This is a genomic window from Streptomyces sp. LARHCF249 (assembly GCF_052871255.1).
Window position 1 is genome coordinate 87,129 of the sequence record NZ_JBIXJQ010000005.1, and the last position, 16,838, is coordinate 103,966.

At 73.4% G+C, this 16,838-nt stretch carries 11 protein-coding genes; 6 read left to right on the plus strand and 5 right to left on the minus strand.

Annotation, left to right across the window (positions count from 1 at the left end):
- Position 1: 1 nt before the first annotated feature.
- A complete protein-coding gene (locus ACIPUC_RS15450; RefSeq protein WP_446589820.1) occupies positions 2–2,884 on the plus strand; it encodes an NHLP bacteriocin export ABC transporter permease/ATPase subunit in 2,883 nt (960 codons plus the stop codon).
- Positions 2,885–2,894: 10 nt separating this feature from the next.
- Here the strand turns inward: ACIPUC_RS15450 and ACIPUC_RS15455 are convergent, their stop codons facing one another.
- Positions 2,895–3,455 carry a hypothetical protein gene (locus ACIPUC_RS15455; RefSeq protein ID WP_446589821.1) on the minus strand — a complete coding sequence of 187 codons (561 nt, stop codon included), beginning with the start codon at positions 3,453–3,455 and terminating at the stop codon, positions 2,895–2,897.
- A 222-nt stretch (positions 3,456–3,677) separates the two neighbouring features.
- On the opposite strand from ACIPUC_RS15455, the gene ACIPUC_RS15460 reads away from it, so the two are divergent.
- Together ACIPUC_RS15460 and ACIPUC_RS15465 are read left to right on the plus strand one after the other, a co-directional pair.
- Positions 3,678–7,622 (plus strand): Pls/PosA family non-ribosomal peptide synthetase, encoded by a 3,945-nt coding sequence (locus ACIPUC_RS15460; RefSeq protein WP_446589822.1) that lies wholly within the window; start codon positions 3,678–3,680, stop codon positions 7,620–7,622.
- A gap of 22 nt (positions 7,623–7,644) precedes the next feature.
- Complete coding sequence (locus ACIPUC_RS15465) at positions 7,645–9,003, plus strand: M1 family metallopeptidase (protein WP_446589823.1); 1,359 nt, start codon at positions 7,645–7,647, stop codon at positions 9,001–9,003.
- Positions 9,004–9,086: 83 nt separating this feature from the next.
- On the opposite strand, the gene ACIPUC_RS15470 is transcribed toward ACIPUC_RS15465, so the two are convergent.
- A complete protein-coding gene (locus ACIPUC_RS15470; protein WP_446589824.1) occupies positions 9,087–9,899 on the minus strand; it encodes a CbtA family protein in 813 nt (270 codons plus the stop codon).
- A 12-nt stretch (positions 9,900–9,911) separates the two neighbouring features.
- Entirely contained in the window at positions 9,912–10,139 is a 228-nt protein-coding gene (locus ACIPUC_RS15475; protein WP_446589826.1) for a CbtB domain-containing protein, read from the minus strand.
- Between the two features lie 293 nt (positions 10,140–10,432).
- On the opposite strand from ACIPUC_RS15475, the gene ACIPUC_RS15480 reads away from it, so the two are divergent.
- The gene (locus tag ACIPUC_RS15480) at positions 10,433–11,014 is read left to right on the plus strand and encodes a histidine phosphatase family protein (protein ID WP_446589828.1); all 582 of its coding nucleotides are present in this window, start codon (positions 10,433–10,435) and stop codon (positions 11,012–11,014) included.
- 59 nt (positions 11,015–11,073) lie between these two features.
- On the opposite strand, the gene ACIPUC_RS15485 is transcribed toward ACIPUC_RS15480, so the two are convergent.
- Positions 11,074–12,510 carry an aminotransferase-like domain-containing protein gene (locus ACIPUC_RS15485; protein WP_446589829.1) on the minus strand — a complete coding sequence of 479 codons (1,437 nt, stop codon included), beginning with the start codon at positions 12,508–12,510 and terminating at the stop codon, positions 11,074–11,076.
- Between ACIPUC_RS15485 and ACIPUC_RS15490 the strand changes: the two genes are divergently transcribed.
- Entirely contained in the window at positions 12,509–13,747 is a 1,239-nt protein-coding gene (locus ACIPUC_RS15490; RefSeq protein ID WP_446589831.1) for an aminotransferase class V-fold PLP-dependent enzyme, read from the plus strand. The genes ACIPUC_RS15485 and ACIPUC_RS15490 overlap by 2 nt on opposite strands.
- Positions 13,744–15,099, plus strand: a complete 1,356-nt coding sequence (locus ACIPUC_RS15495) for an MFS transporter (RefSeq protein ID WP_446589832.1) — start codon at positions 13,744–13,746, stop codon at positions 15,097–15,099. The genes ACIPUC_RS15490 and ACIPUC_RS15495 overlap by 4 nt, the downstream gene beginning before the upstream one ends.
- A 182-nt stretch (positions 15,100–15,281) precedes the next feature.
- Here the strand turns inward: ACIPUC_RS15495 and ACIPUC_RS15500 are convergent, their stop codons facing one another.
- Positions 15,282–16,778: a hypothetical protein gene (locus tag ACIPUC_RS15500; RefSeq protein ID WP_446589833.1), complete on the minus strand. Its 1,497-nt coding sequence runs from the start codon at positions 16,776–16,778 to the stop codon at positions 15,282–15,284.
- Between the last annotated feature and the right edge of the window lie 60 nt (positions 16,779–16,838).

The window sequence follows — 16,838 nt, forward strand, 5'->3', positions numbered from 1 at the left end:
CATGACGTACGCCCACCAGGCGACGGCCCCCGTCCCCGCCGCGCCGGGCGCACCGTACGACCCGGTCGTCGCGGCCCTGGGCCAGTTGGGCGCACCGGTCGACTGCACCGGGCTGCGCAGCCTGTCCCTGGAGGGCCCGCTCGTCCTGTGGCTCGTCGTCCACGGCGAGCTGGACCTCTTCGCCGTCGACGCGGCGCAGGCCGGGCACTGGCACTTCCTGGGCCGGCTGGACGCGGGCACCCTGCTGCTGGGCCCGGTCGACGGCCCCGAGCACACCCTCGTCGCCCGGCCCCTGCAAGGCTGCCGGCTGCGCCGCATCGAGCTGCGCGAACTGCCCGCCTCCGACCACTACGCGCCGTACCCCCACGGGTGGGCCGACCAGGGCGAGTACGGCGCCCCGGCGGAGCACCACCCCAGCCCCCTGGAGGACGCCTTCGCCCGCGGCATCGGCCGCGGCCTGCGCGTGCTCTACCAGGCACCGCTGGACGGCCGCGCCACCACCGGGCACGGCGCGGCCGACGAGGACATCCTGTGGATGCACGTCACCCCCGGCAGCGTGCGGTACGGCGCCCTGTACGAGGCGAACGCGGCCGGGCACGGCGCGGCCGGCAGCCTCCTCCTCGACCCGGCGATGTGGCAGGGCATGGTCGACCAGCAGTACCGGCTGCTGTACGCCCTGGACCGCTCGATCGAGGAGCTCGAGCGCGTCCACGAGGACCGCATGGCGGCCGGCATCGAGGCCGGCCAGGCGGCCCGTACCCAGGCGGACCGGACCCTGCTGGCCTCCATCGGCCGCTCCGGCGGCCGTTCCCGGCAGCGGGGCGCGAGCGTCGACGCCACCCTCGCCGTGTGCCGCCTGGTGGCCGCCGAGGCCCGCATCACCCTGTCCGAACCGGGCGGGGCGGCGTCCGAGCGGACCGACCCCGTCGAACACATCGCGCTCGCCTCGCGGGTACGCACCCGCGTGGTACGGCTCGGCGGGCGCTGGTGGCGGGAGAACAGCGGCCCCCTGGTGGGCCGGCGGGAGAAGGACGGCGCCCCGGTCGCGCTGCTGTGGCGGCGCGGCCGGTACGAGGCGGTCGACCCGGCCGCGGGCACGCGCGAGCGCGTCGACAGCCGCGCCGCGGCCGCCCTCGAACCGCGCGCCGTCATGTTCTACCGCCCGCTGCCCGAAGGGCGCCTCGGCCTGCCCGCCCTGCTCCGCTTCAGCCTGCGCGGCACAATGCCGGAGCTGCGCGGCCTCGCCCTGGGCGGGCTGGTCGCCGTACTGCTGGGCGCACTGGTGCCCATCGCCACCGGCAAGGTGCTCGGCCGGTACGTCCCCCAGGCCGAGAACGACCTCATCGTGCAGACGGCGTCGGCCCTGATCGCCACCGGCGTGGTCGCGGCCGCCTTCATGCTGCTGCAGAACCTGTCCGTCCTGCGCCTGGAGGGCCGGATCGAGGCCACCTTGCAGCCGGCGGTGTGGGACCGGCTGCTGAGGCTTCCGACGACGTTCTTCGCCGGCCGCTCCACCGGCGAACTGGCCGGCGCCGCCATGGGCATCAGCGCCATCCGCGGCATGCTGTCCGGGGTCGGCTCGGTCTGTGTACAGGCGGGCGCGGTCGCCGTGATGAACCTCGTCCTGCTGCTCGTCTACAGCGTGCCGCTGGCGATGGCGGCGCTCGCCATGCTCGTCGTCGTCGCGGCGGTCTTCCTGGGCCTGGGGCTGTGGCAGCTGCGCTACCAGCGCCGGCTGATCAGGCTCGGCAACCAGCTCAACAACCGGGCCTTCCAGACCCTGCGCGGGCTGCCCAAGCTGCGCGTCGCCGCGGCCGAGAGCTTCGCCTACGCCGCCTGGGCCCGGGAGTTCGCCCGTACCCGCGAGCTGCACCAGCGCGTCGGCCGGGTGCAGAACGTGAGCACCGTGCTGGGCGCGGTGTACCTGCCGCTGTGCACGCTGGTGATGTTCGTGCTGCTGGCCGGACCGGCCCGCGGAGCCATGTCCGCCGCCGAGTTCCTCACCTTCAGCACCGCCCTGACCATGCTGATGGCCTCGGTCACGCAGCTGACCGGCGCCCTCCTGTCGGTCGCCGCGGTGCTGCCGATGTTCGAGCAGGTCAAGCCGCTCCTGCGGGAGCCGCTCGAGGCGGAACGCGGCGGCATCCGGCCGGGCGAGCTGACCGGCGCCCTCGAAGCCAAGAACCTGTCCTTCCGCTACACCGACGACGGCCCGCCGGTACTCGACGGCATCGACTTCCGGGTGCGGCCGGGGGAGTTCGTCGCGATCGTCGGGGCCAGCGGCTGCGGCAAGTCGACCCTCCTGCGGCTGCTCATCGGCTTCGAGAAGCCGCTCTCCGGCAGCGTCCTGTACGACGGCCAGGACCTGGCGGCACTCGACCAGGCGGCCGTGCGCCGCCAGTGCGGCGTCGTCCTGCAGAACGCACAGCCCTTCACCGGCTCGATCCTCGACTGCATCTGCGGCTCCGAGCCCTTCTCGCTCGAAGAGGCCTGGGAGGCCGCGGCGATGGCCGGACTGGCCGAGGACATCAAGGCCATGCCGATGGGCATGCACACCATGCTCTCCGACGGCGGCGGCACGGTCTCGGGCGGCCAGCGCCAGCGGCTGATGATCGCCCAGGCCCTCATCCGCACGCCGCGCGTCCTGTTCTTCGACGAGGCCACCAGCGCGCTGGACAACGAGGCCCAGCGCGTGGTCATCGACTCCACCCGAAGCCTGCGCGCCACCCGCATCGTGATCGCCCACCGGCTGTCCACGATCATGGACGCCGACCGGGTGATCGCCATGGCCGACGGCCGCATCGTCCAGCAGGGCCCGCCGGCCGACCTCCTCGCCGACCCGACGGGCCTCTTCCACGAACTGGTCCGCCGCCAGCTGAGCTGACCCCGGGCCGCTACACGGGGCAGGGGCGGTACTCGAGGCTGAGTTCGCGGTCGACGGCGTAACTGGTCCGCATCGACGCGTCGATGACCTGCTGCCAGGACCCGTACTTGGCGTAGAGCTGGTCCGCGGTCGGCCCGAGCGGGTTGCCGTACTTGGCGGTGTTCCGCTCCTCCAGGATCCGCACCTCCTCCGGGCTCATCCCGGCCCGGGTGATCTCCTTGGCCTGGTTGCGCATGTCGACGAGCTCCCGGGCGATCTCCTCGTCGGAGGCCCCTGCCTCGCGCATGTTGGCCTCGGTGCGGTGCATGTCCTCGAGGAGGCCGTGGTAGCGCATCCGCGTCCGCTGAGCCTCCACCTTCTCCCCGTACGGCAGGACCCGGATGCGGCACACGACCGGGTCGGTGCTGGGACAGGGGTCGTCGGCGCTGACGGGCGGGGAGAGGGGGGCGGTGATGAGGGAGCCGCACGGCTCCCATGCGGCGGCCGCGGAGGAGGCGGCGGTGGTCAGCAGTGCGAGGGCGGCCACGACCGGGACGAGGCCGCGGCGGAGCAGCGAAGGGGGAGGATGCATGCCCGCATCCTTGGCGGGCGCGGCGCGTCCCCACACGCGGACACACCGTTGATCACTCCTACGAGGGGCCGCGGCGTCTTGGCCGCGCTCGAGGGTTCAACGCGAAAATTCTCGATGGCGCACTAGAATGGCGGGTTGTTTGGCGCCGGACCGGAACAACCCGGGCAATCCCGGGCTCCGCCGGCGACCCGGGAGGGTTCCGGGAACGAGACGCGAGGGCCGATGGCAGCCACACCAGAGCGCGGTGAACCCACTCTGCTCGACGACGCGGCAGCGTCCGGCGACGGGGCGGTGTCCGAGGGGGGCGTACCCGAAGAGCCGGGCAAGTCCGCCCTGTTCACCGCCGGGCCCACCGCCCCGCCGCGCACCCTCGTCGACATCCTCGAGGCCTCCGTACGGGCGTACCCCGACGAGCCCGCCCTGGACGACGGCACCGCCCAGCTGACCTACCGCGCGCTGGCCGCCGAGGTCGAGCGCAGGCGGCGCGCCCTCGCGGCCGCCGGAGTCGGACTCGGCGACCGGGTCGGCGTACGGGTGCCCTCCGGGACCAACGAGCTCTACGTCTCCATCCTCGCCGTCCTCGCCGCGGGCGCCGCCTACGTGCCGGTCGACGCCGAGGACCCCGACGAGCGGGCCGAGCTGGTCTTCGGCGAGGCCGGCGTGCGCGCGGTGCTGGGCGCCGGACAGCGCGTCGACGTCACCGGACCCGCGAACGCCGCCGCCCCCGCCCCCGCAGCCCGGCCGGGCCCCGAGCACGACGCGTGGATCATCTTCACCTCAGGCTCCACCGGCAAGCCCAAGGGCGTCGCCGTCAGCCACCGCAGCGCAGCCGCCTTCGTGGACGCCGAGGCCGCGCTGTTCCTCGCCGAGGAGCCGATCGGGCCGGGCGACCGGGTCATGGCCGGACTGTCCGTCTCCTTCGACGCCTCCTGCGAGGAGATGTGGCTGGCCTGGCGCTACGGCGCCTGCCTCGTCCCCGTACCCCGCTCCCAGGTGCGCAGCGGCGCCGACCTCGGCCCCTGGCTGGTGGAGCAGGAGATCACCGTGGTCTCCACGGTGCCGACCCTGGCCGCGCTCTGGGAGCCCGAAGACCTGGGCGAGGTCCGGCTGCTGATCTTCGGCGGCGAGGCCTGCCCGCCCGAACTGACCCAGCGCCTGGTCACCGAGGGCCGCGAGGTCTGGAACACGTACGGCCCCACCGAGGCCACCGTCGTCGCCTGCGCCGCGCTCCTGACCGGCGAGGAGCCGATCCGGATCGGCCTCCCGCTGAACGGCTGGGAGCTGGCCGTGGTCGACGAGTCCGGCGAGCCCGTGCCGATGGGCGGCAGCGGCCAGCTCGTGATCGGCGGCGTCGGCCTCGCCCGCTACCTCGACCCGCGGAAGGACGCCGAGAAGTACGCCCCGCTGGAATCCCTCGGCTGGCAGCGCGCCTACCGCAGCGGCGACCTCGTCCGAGCGGAACCGGAAGGACTGGTCTTCCTCGGCCGCGGCGACGAGCAGATCAAGCTCGGCGGCCGCCGCATCGAGCTGGGCGAGGTCGACGCCGCACTCCAGGCCCTGCCCGGCGTGGCCGGCGCGGCCGCCGCCGTACGCACCGCCCGCAGCGGCAACCAGCTGCTCGTCGGCTACCTGGTCACGCAGGAGGGCTGGGACCACGCGGCCGCCGTCGAGCGGCTGCGCGCCGAACTGCCCGCCGCCCTCGTCCCGCTGCTCGCGCCGGTCGAGGAGCTGCCGACCCGCACCTCCGGCAAGGTCGACCGCGACGCGCTGCCCTGGCCGCTGTCCGAACCGGAGGCCACCGGCCCCGCCGAGCAGCTGTACGGCACCGAGGCCTGGCTCGCCGAGCAGTGGACCGAGACCCTCGGAATCGCCGTCACCGGCGCCGCCGACGACTTCTTCGCCATCGGAGGAAACAGCCTCGCCGCCGCCCAGCTCACCACCCGGCTGCGCGCCCGCTACCCGAGCGCGGCCGTCCTCGACATCTACCAGCAGCCCACCCTGCGCAAGCTGGCCCGGCGGCTGGAGAAGTCCGTACAGGACGACGGCGCGGCCCGGACCGTCGCGCCGGTCCCGCTCCGCGCCAAGGTGGTCCAGTCGCTCCTGCTGCTCCCGCTGTTCACCCTGGTGGGCCTGCGCTGGACGGTGGCACTGCTGGCCCTGGGCAACGTGCTGCACCGGTTCGGGCCCTACCCGTGGGCGCCGACCGCCTCCTGGTGGCTCGTCGCCGCGGGCGCGGCACTGCTCTTCAGCCCGCCCGGCCGCCTCGCCATCGCGGCGGGCGGCGCCCGCCTCCTGCTGCGCGGGGTGAAGCAGGGCCGCTACCCGCGCGGCGGAAGCGTGCACCTGAGGCTGTGGACCGCCGAGCGGCTGGCCGAATACGCCGGCGCGACGCAGCTCACCGGTTCCTGGCTGGAACGCTACGGCCGGGCCCTCGGCGCCAAGATCGGCCCCGAGGTGGACCTGCACTCCCTGCCGCCCGTCACCGGCATGCTCAAGCTCGGCCGGGGCTGCGCCGTGGAGTCCGAGGTGGACCTCTCCGGGCACTGGCTGGACGGGGACCGGCTCGAGATCGGCCCGGTCAAGGTCGGCGCGGGCGCGGTCGTCGGCACCCGCAGCATCCTGTTCCCCGGCGCGCGGGTCGGCAAGCGGGCCGAGGTGGCCCCCGGCTCCGCCGTGGTCGGACAGATCCCCACCGGCCAGCGCTGGTCCGGAGCCCCCGCCGGCAAACTCGGCAAGGCCAAGTGGAACTGGCCCAAGGAACGCCCGCCGCGCGCGGTCCACTGGCGGGCCATGTACGGGGCGGCCGGCTTCTGCCTCACGGCCCTGCCGGTGCTCGCCACCCTGCCCGCCCTGCTCGTGGTCAGCCGGTTCGTGCCCGCCGACGCCGGGCTCGCCGCGGCCCTGCGCGGGGCGCTGCTCGCCGTGGTGCCCGGGGCGCTCGCCTTCGGATGCGCGTACGCGCTGCTCCTGCTGGTCTCCGTACGCCTGCTCAGCCTCGGCCTGCGCACGGGCAACCATCCGACGCACAGTCGGGTCGGCTGGCAGGCCTGGACGGTCACCCAGCTGATGGACCTGTCCCGGGAAACGCTCTTCCCGCTGTACGCCGGACTGATCACCCCGGTGTGGCTGCGGCTGCTCGGCATGAAGATCGGCCGGGGCGCCGAGGTCTCCACCGTCCTGGCACTTCCCAGCCTCACCACCGTCGGAGAGGGCGCGTTCCTCGCCGACGACACCCTGACCGCCCCCTACGAACTGGGCGGCGGCTGGGTCCGTATCGGACACTCCGAGATCGGCCGCCGGGCCTTCCTCGGCAACTCCGGAATGACCGCGCCGGGCCGTACCGTCCCCGACGACGGGCTGGTCGGCGTGCTGTCCGCCACCCCGAAGAAGGCCAAGAAGGGCAGCTCCTACCTGGGCCTGCCGCCCGTCAGGCTGCCGCGGTCCGCCGCCGACGCCGACCAGAGCCGGACGTACGACCCGCCCGCGCACCTGCTGTGGGCCCGCGGCCTGGTGGAGCTGTGCCGGCTCGTCCCGGTCTTCTGCTCGTCCGCGCTGGCCGTACTGACCGTGGCGGCGCTCTGCGCGCTGATCACGGCGACCGGCCTGGGGACCTGGGGGACCGCCCTGCTGTCGGGCGTCGTCCTGCTCGCCGCCGGCGTGGCCGCGTGCGCGGTCTCGGTGGCCGCGAAGTGGCTGCTGGTGGGCCGCCACCGGACCGGCGAGCACCCGCTGTGGAGCGGCTTCGTGTGGCGCAACGAGCTGGCCGACACCTTCGTCGAGGTACTGGCCGTGCCGTGGCTGGCCGGATCGGTGCCCGGCACGCCGCTGATGGCCCTGTGGCTGCGCGCACTGGGTGCCCGGATCGGTCGCGGCGTGTGGTGCGAGAGCTACTGGCTGCCCGAAACGGACCTGGTGGAGCTGGGTGACGCGGTCAGCGTGAACCGTGGATGCGTGTTGCAGACACACCTCTTCCACGACCGGATCTTGAGGACGGATACTGTGGTCCTCCGTGAGGGCGCCACCCTGGGCCCGGGCGGAATCGTCCTGCCCGGGAGCACGGTCGGGGCCCGCAGCACCCTGGGTCCCGCCTCCCTCGTGATGGCCGGGGAATCCGTGCCCGCCGACTCCCGCTGGCTGGGCAATCCGATCGAGGCGTGGCGGTCCTGACAGGGCCAGAACGGAAGCGGCAGTGAACGGCCAGCAGACAGCGGCAGCGGACCCGTACTTTCCGGCCAACGGCGACTCCCGTTACCGCGTGCACCGGTACGAACTCGCTCTGGAATACCGTCCCGGACCCAACCGGCTGGCCGGGACGGCCCGGCTCAGCGCGATCGCCGGGCGGGCGCCGCTCGCCGAGTTCCACCTGAACCTGGCCGAGTTCAAGATAGGCCGGGTCCTGGTCAACGGCCGGGCCCCGCACTACACGCACCGGGGCGGCAAGCTCCGCCTCCGGCCCGCCAAGCCGCTGCCGGCCGGCGCCGCCTTCACCGTGGAGGTGCACTGGGCGGGCAACCCCAAGCCGGTGCGCAGCCCCTGGGGCGGCCTCGGCTGGGAGGAACTGACCGACGGCGCGCTCGTGGCCAGCCAGCCGGTCGGCGCGCCCTCCTGGTACCCGTGCAACGACCGGCCCGCCGACAAGGCCTCGTACCAGATCTCGGTCAACACGCCCTCCGCCTACACGGTGGTCGCCGGGGGCCGCCTGCTCACCCGGACCACCAGGGCCAGCACGACCACCTGGGTGTACGAGCAGTCCGCGCCGACCTCCAGCTACCTCGTCGGCCTGTCCATCGGCATGTACCAGACGGTGCTGCTCGGCGACCCCGGGCTCGGAGGCGTCCCGCAGAGCGCCCACGTACCGGCGCACCTGCTGCCGCGGTTCTCCCGCGACTTCGCCCGGCAGCCCGCCATGATGCAGCTGTTCGAGGAACTGTTCGGGCCCTACCCCTTCGGCGAGTACGCGGTGGTCGTCGCCGACGAGGAGCTGGACGTCCCGGTGGAAGCCCAGGGCCTGTCCATGTTCGGCGCCAACCACGTGGACGGAGTCCGCGGTTCGGAGCGCCTGATCGCCCACGAACTGGCCCACCAGTGGTTCGGCAACAGCGTGACCATCGCCGACTGGCGCCACATCTGGCTGAACGAGGGCTTCGCGAAGTACGCCGAGTGGCTCTGGTCGGAACGCTCCGGCGGCCGCTCCGCGCACGAGCTCGCCGCCGCCGCGCACCGGCTGCTGGCCTCCCAGCCGCAGGACCTGCGGCTGGCCGACCCCGGCCGCAAGCTGATGTTCGACGACCGCCTGTACCAGCGCGGCGGTCTCGCCGTGCACGCGATCCGCTGCGCCCTGGGCGACGCCGCGTTCTTCCGCATGCTGCGCGAGTGGGCCACCGTGCACCGCCACGGCGTGGTGACCACCGCCGCGTTCACCACCCACGCGGCCCGCTACACGACCGAGCCGCTGGAGGACCTGCTCGCGGCGTGGCTGCACGGGACGCTGCTGCCGCCGCTCCCGCTGCCGCCGATGCCGTTGCTGCCGCCGCGGCCGCAGCCGTAGGACAGGCGAGGGCATGACACTGCCCCGCCCGCCCTTGCGGGCGTGGCGGGGCAGTGTCGTACCGGCAGCGCGCGGAACGCGAATCAGCCCAGGGCGGGTTCCCGTCGTGGCACGGACGCATCGGCGTCGGCCGGACGGGCGGCCAGGAGCCGCTGGGCCAGAACCCCGAACACGATCGCGAACACCGCCCAGAGCACGGCCTGCACGGCCAGCGAGGCGACCCGGAACTCCCACAACAGGGCTGCGGGGAAACCGGGCTTGACCGCGTCGTCGTTGTCCGGCAGGAACGCGAACGCGAGGCCGACGGCGACGACGAAGCCGGCGCCGGCGGCCAGGGTGGCGTTCCAGTTGCCCAGCCGCGGGGCCAGCCGCCGGCCCGCGATGACCGCGCCGACGCCGAGGAGCACGCTGAGCAGGATCATCAGGAAGAACAGCGTGGTGCGCTGCCCGATCGTGTCGGGGTTCCCGACGGCCGGGGGAGTGGCCGGGTACTTCAGGAACGGCACCAGGTAGACGGTGGCGAAGGCCGCCGCCGCGGTGAGGGCCGCCGTCGCCCGCGGGCTGAACCCGCCCACGCGCCCCAGGGCGAAGGAGAACGCCAGGGAGGCGATGCCGCCGAGGGCGACACCGTAGACGAGAACACCGGTGGCCAGCCCGAGGGTCGACTGCACCGGTCGGCTGACCAGCTCTTCCTCCTCCTCCGCCGCCCCGGCTTCGGCGCCGTGCCCGGCGTGGGCGCCCGCCGCGTCCTGCGCGGCCTGGGCCTCCTCCACCGCGATCGAGCCGTTGACGGGGGGCTCACCCACGACATAGGCGACGGCGAAGGCGAACAGCCCGGCGATCAGGCCCGCGAGCATGCCGCGGACCAGGAGGCCTCTGACAGTTGAGGCGTACATGTGCGCGGCCTCTCAGTGGCAGGGGAAGCCGAGCAGATGACGACCGTCGTGCACCCACTCGTGCACTCCGGCACCGGAGAACACGGACGTGGCGCCCTGCTCGGCGCCGACGAAGTACAGGGCGACGAGCATCAGAAGGCCTGCGAACAGAGCCCAGGGCAGTACCGCGCGCAGGGGCAGCGGAGCCGGCAGAGAGCCGGAAGGGGTGGGGATGGCGGTGGAGACGACAGCCTCGGCCATGGTGGAACCTCCTCGGGGAACACGCGTCCCATACGGTGGTGCAGGACGACGGTCCGCGGGTCTGACTCGCCGCGGCTCACCCCAGGGGGATGCCGCCGCAGCACACAGTGGCGCGACCATGCCGGATTCACACCGGACTTCCGCCTCGCCGTCGTCACTTTGTTGAAATGTCGCCTGACCGTACCGCGCGCCGCACCCGCCGCCAAGGGCGTGAGGCCCGCATCACTTCCGCGCGCCCCCTGAGTAGAGTGCCGGCTTGTTGATCTCCGACGACCGCAACCGCAAAGGCCCCGATGACAGTCCGGCTGACCCTGATCTCCCCCGCGACGAGCGAAGCCCTGCGGGAGGTCCGGTTCGACGACGAGAGCCCCCTCGATCCGGCGGGACTCGCGCGAGCGGAGGCCGCCGCGGCCGCGACCGTCCCGGCCGCCCGCGCCTACACCTCCCCCTCCCTCCGCTGCCGCCAGACCGCCCAGGCCCTGGGCCTGCGGCCGGAGCCCTCGGCCGACCTGGCCGGCTGCGCCATGGGGCGCTGGCGCGGCCGGACCCTGGACGCCGTCGCCGCCGCCGAAGAGGAGGCCGTCGCCGCCTGGCTGACGGACCCGGCGGCAGCCCCGCACGGCGGGGAGTCGCTGCGCGAGGTACGCCTACGGGTCGGCGCCTGGCTCGACACCCTGCCCGACCGGTCCGGGCACATCACGGCCGTCGCCGAACCGGACGTCATCCGCGCGGCGGTGGTCCACGCCCTCGCGGCAGCCGACGAGACGTTCTGGCGCATCGACGTCCGGCCCCTCACCGCAACCCACTTGACCGGCCGCGCCCACCGCTGGAACCTGCGCATCGGAAGCACGCTGGAGCAAACGGCCGGGCGGTGACTCCCGATCGCCGCAGGCGGTGACGTGAACCACCGCTCGAGCGAGCCAGGACAACACGCCTAGCAGGACTCGTTTACCCCCGGGCCGAGTTCGGCGAGAGCGGCTCCCAGCCGGCGCGCGCCCTCGGCCAGTTCGGCGTGATCGGCGGTCGCGGCGAAGCCGATGCGCAGGTGGGCCGCCGGCGGCTCGGTGGCGAAGTAGCGGCTGCCGGCGCTCACGGCGACGCCGTGCTGCCGGGCCGCGCCGGTGAGGACCGTGTCGTCCACGCCCGACGGCAGGCGGATCCACAGGTGCAGTCCGCCCGTGGGCAACCCGGCCAGGGCCGCGCCGGGGACCTCCCGCGCGACCGCGGCGGCCAGCACGGCGCACCGCTCCCGCAGCGCCGTTCCGAGGGAGCGGACGTGCCGGTCCCAGGAGGGGGAGCTGAGCACCTCCAGCGCGGCCTCCTGCAGCGGGCGGGCGACGAAGAAGTCGTCGACCAGGCGCACCGCCCGCATGCGCTCCATGACCGGGCCGCGCGCCACAAGTGCCCCGATCCGCAGGCTCGGTGCGGCGGGCTTGGTGAGTGAGGTGACGTGGACGACCGTGCCGTCGCGGTCGTCGGCGACCAGCGGCCGCGGTACGGCGCCGCCGTGCCCCAGGTGACGCGCGAAGTCGTCCTCGAGCACGAACGCGCCCGAGGCGCGCGCCACGTCGAGGATCTGACGTCGCCGTTCGGGCGCCAGCACGGTGCCGGTCGGGTTCTGGAAGGTCGGCTGGCAGTACAGCAGCCGCGCACCGGTCATCGCGAACGCGTCGGCCAGCATGTCGGGCCGCAGGCCGTCGGCGTCGAGCGGTACCGGAACGGGCCGCAGCCCCGCGGCGCGGGCGGCGGCCAGGGCCCGGGGATAGGTGGGGGACTCGACCAGGACCGGGCTGCCGGGCCCGGCGATGGCCCGGAACGCGATCGACAGGGCGCTCTGGCCGCCGGCGGTGACCAGTACGTCCTCCGGCGCCACGCTGCCGCCGACGATCCGCGCGAACACCGTGCGCAGCGCCGTCAGGCCGCCGGCCGGGGCGCGGTCCCAGGCGTCCGGGCGGCGCGCCGCCCGCGCGAGCGCCGCGCTCAGGGCCCGGGTGGGCTGGAGCGAGCGGTGCACGTAGCCGCCGTCCAGCGTGATCGCCCCGGCCGGCGGAGGGCCGAGCGGGTCGGCGATCAGGTGGGTGTCGACGGCGCGGTCGGTGAGGGCGACCGTCTGCCAGTCGGTGTCCGTGCCGTCGCCGCCGACCGCGTCGCGGAGCCGGCCCCGCTGCGCGGCGAACGTCCCACTGCCCGGACGGGTCACCACCGCTCCCTCGGCGGCCAGCGCGGCGATGGCCCGCGCCACGGTCGCCGGGCCGACCCGGTACTCCTTGATCAGCTCCCGGCTGCTCGGCAGCCGGTCGCCGGGCGACAGCCGGGAGACCAGCGCACGGAGGCTGTCGGCCAACTCCCCAGAAGTGCTACCGTCATTCATGAGAGACAACAGTAGCGCTATCGGCCCGGGTCGGGAAGCACTTCGGCTGGACGTCGCCGCTCTGCGGGCCGACACCCCGGGGTGCCGCGAGGTCATCCACTTCAACAACGCGGGCTGCGGACTGCTGGCGGCGCCCGTGCGGGACGTGATGGTCGGCCATCTGAACCTCGAAGCCCGGATCGGTGGTTACGAGGCGTCTGCCGCCCGGGCGGCCGAAGTCCGCGCGTTCTACACGGAGATCGCCGCCCTCATCAACACCACGCCCGACAACATCGCCTTCGCGGGCAGTGCCACCCACGCCTACGCCAACGCCCTGTCCTCGATCCCGTTCGAGACCGACGACGTCATCCTGACCACCCGCGACGACTTCGTCTCCAACCAGATCGCCTTCCTCTCCCTGCGCAAGCGCTTCGGCGTGCGCATCGTCCACGCGCCCAACACCCCGGAGGGCGGCGTCGACGTGGAGGCGATGGCCGCGCTGATGCGGACCCACCGCCCCCGCCTGGTGTCCGCCACCCACGTCCCCACCAACTCGGGCCTCGTCTCGCCCGTCGCCGAAATAGGCCGTCACTGCCGGGAGCTGGACCTGCTCTACCTGGTCGACGCCTGCCAGTCGGTGGGCCAGTTCGTCATCGACGTGGAGGAGATCGGCTGCGACCTCCTCACCGCCACCTGCCGCAAGTTCCTCCGCGGCCCGCGCGGCTCCGGATTCCTGTACGTATCCGATCGCGTCCTGCGCGCGGGCTACGAACCGCTGTTCATCGACATGCACGGGGCCCGCTGGACCGAGCCGGGCAGCTACGAGCCCGCCGCGACGGCGGTCCGGTTCGAGGAGTGGGAGTTCCCGTACGCCACGGTGCTCGGCAGCGCCGCCGCGACGCGCTATGCACGCACGGTCGGCATCGAGGCCATCGAGCAGCGCACCCCGGCGCTCGCGGCCCGGCTCCGCGACCGGCTCGCACCGATCGCGGGGGTGCGCCTGCTCGACCGCGGTCCGCGTCTCGCCGCGCTCGTCACCTTCGGCGCAGCGGGCTGGCAGCCGCAGCCGTTCAAGGCGGCCATGGACGCCCGCGGCATCAACTCGGCGCTCAGCCTGCGCGAGTTCGCACAATTCGACTTCGGGGACAAGGACGTCGACTGGTGCCTGCGCCTGTCGCCGCACTACTACAACACCGAGGAGGAAGTGGACCACGTCGCGGACGCGGTCGCGGACCTCGCCGGCCAGGGACGGCGATGACGTTCCCCAAGCTCGCAACTCCGTTCGAGCAGGGGAGACCCCATCCACAGACGCGGGCCGAGGGGCCGTCCACGGAAAGCCTCTGGCGCAACGGCGACTTCCTCAGGTTCTGGTTCGGCGAGACCCTCTCGCTCCTCGGCACCCAGGTCACGAACCTCGCCCTGCCGCTGACCGCCATCATCGCCTTCAACGCCACCGACGAGCAGGTCGGCATCCTGCGGTTCCTGCAGCTCGTCCCGTACCTCGGGCTCGCCCTGGTCTTCGGGGTGTGGGCGGACCGGGCCCGACGGCGGCGGATCATGCTCGGCGCCAATCTCGTCCGGATGATCCTGCTGGCTCTCGTCCCCGTCCTGTACTGGACGGACGCGCTCGGCATGGGCTCGCTGCTGGCGATCGCCTGCGCCGTCGGCGTCGCCTCGGTGCTGTTCGACGTGAGCTGGATGGCGTACGTACCCACGCTCGTACGCGACCCCGGGCGCTATGTGGAAGCCGGCGCCAAGATGGGGATGAGCTCATCGGCGGCCGATGTGGCGGGGCCCGGACTCGCGGGTGTCCTGGTCGGCGCACTGACCGCGCCCGTGGCGCTGATCGTCGACGCCTTCTCCTATCTGGTGTCCCTGATCTCGCTGCTGCTCATCCGCACGCCCGAGCCCCGTCCCGGGACGCCCGCCGCCCGGCGGCACCTGCCCACCGAACTCCGGGACGGCCTGCGCCTGGTGCTGAAGAACCCCGTCCTGAGGTCGCTGGCCCTGATCGGGTTCTGCTGCAACTTCTCCATGATCACCGTATGGACGATGTTCCTGCTGTACGGAACACGCGACCTGGACCTGGGCTCTACGGTCCTCGGCGGCATCTTCGCCACGGCCTCCGTGGGCGGACTGATCGGCGCGGGGATCTCCCGCGAGGTCATCCGGCGCTTCCGGCTCGGCCCCGTCTACCTCGTCGCCCAGTCGGCCCTCCTCATCGGCCCGACGCTGATCGTCCTGGCCACCGGCCCCCGGCCGGTGATGGTGGGGATGTTCGTCCTGTCCTTCTTCACCACCTACCTCGGACTCGGCGTCGCCGGCGTCGTCATCGTCAGCCTGCGCCAGGCCAGTACCCCGCAGTCGATGATGGGCCGGATGACGGCGGTCTTCCGCACCCTGCTGTTCGGCGGCGGCGCACTCGGCGGCCTGTTCGCGGGCCTGCTGTCCGGCCGGATCGGTGCCCGGGCGGCATTGACCGTGGCGGCGATCGGCTCCGCCGCCGTGCTGATCGCGCTCGTGCTGTCCCCGGTGAGCCGGCTGCGCGGCCTGCCGTCGCCACCGGAAGAACCCGCAACGCCGGCAGCGCACGGGCAGGCCGTCGGCTGACACGGAGCACGCCGAAGGGCCCCACCTCGTGCCGTGGGGCCCTTCGGTCGGAAGAGGCGTCCCGGACCGGGGAGGGTTCGACGGCGGACCAGCCCTCCGGCGCGGGGAGCGACCCGGGGTCCGAGCCGCAACGCCGGTGTCCCGCCACGACATCGTGGCGGGACACCGGCGACGGTCCTCGGTTACAGCAGCTCCCACGTCGCGTTCCAGGAGCCGTTCGGGACGGTCTGCCACCGGTGGGAGACGTTGCCGTCACCGCCCCTGACCGCCACCTCCAGCCGCCCGTCGAGGTTGGCCGCCGCCGCGACCTGACCGGAAAGGGTGTTCCCGCCGAGACTGCCGAAGCCGGCCACCCAGCTGCCGTTCTTGACGGTCTGCCACTTGTTGTACAGGCGCCCGTCCCCGCCGACCACGAAGGTCTCCAGCCGGCCGTCCGCATTGCTGCCGACCGCAACGCCCTTGAGGGCGGAACCGCCCAGGCTCTCCCAGCCGCCGACCCAGTCGGCGCCGGGCGACTGCTGCCACGTGTGGTAGAGCTGCCCGTCCCCGCCCACCGTGAAGACCTCCAGCCGCCCGTCGTCGTTGCGGCCCACCGCGACGGCACTGCTCGTCCCGCTCCCGCCCAGGTCGCCCCAGCCCGCGGACCAGCCACCGCCGGCGCTGGTCTGCCACTTGTCGTAGACCCGGCCGTTGCCCCCGGTCACGAAGACCTCCAGCCGCCCGTCCGCGTTGCGCCCGGCCGCGACTCCGACCAAGTCCGTACCGCCCAGGCTCTCCCAGCCGCCGAACCAGTCGGCGCCGGGCGACTGCTGCCACTTGTGGTAAAGCTGCCCGTCCCCGCCGATGGTGAAGAGCTCCAGCCGGCCGTCGGCGTTGCTGACGGCCGCCACCCCGCCGCGCATGCCGCTCCCACCGAGGTCGCCCCAGCCGGACCACCCGCCGTTCGGTGCCGTCTGCCACTTGTTCAGCACCCCTCCGCCCGAGAAACGGAAGGCCTCCATACGACCCGATGTGCTCGCCGGGCTGCCCGTGCTGGTCGCGAGGGCGACACCGTCGTTGACGAACTCCATCGCGCGGCCGTACCGGATCGCGGTGAAACTCGCCAGCTCCGACCAGGAGTTGAAGCCCCGATTGCCGTAGTTGCTGTCGGCGGAGGGGTTCTCGACCGTCTCGCCGTTCTCGTTGAACGAGTAGACGTAGGCCCCCTGACTGTGGTCGGCGGGATTGCGCCAGTGCGAGAACAGTTCCATGTGCCCGTCGGGGCCGGCACCGTCCGCGTCGCGCACCATCGCGTCGCCCGGCCGGAAGTCGTCCCTGGAGATGACGTGCATGCCGTTGCCCGCCTGGGCGTTGGCCAGGAAGTCTTGGGTCAGCGGGCTCGACCCGAGGTGCCAGGCCATCGCCACCAGGCCCGAGCAGTCGCGGCGGTAGCGGTGGCCGCCGTCGATGTCCCACTCCTGGTTCGCCTGGGTGTAGGTGATGCCGCGGTCCACCCAGCTCTGTGCCCGGGTCATGATCTCGGTCCGGCTGACCGTGCCCGAGAGCGACGACGCCGCCTGTGCGGGCGCCGCGTTCATCAGTGTGACCGTACTCGCCGCGATCACGGCGGACACCGCCAGGCAGAGCCCGCCGGTGAACCGTCCGGATCGGTAGCGCTGTCGCTGTCGCTGATTTTCCATCGCTGTCGGATCCCCCTCGTCGCACCGTTGTCAGCCGCCGGGCTTCCCCTCTCCCGGCGT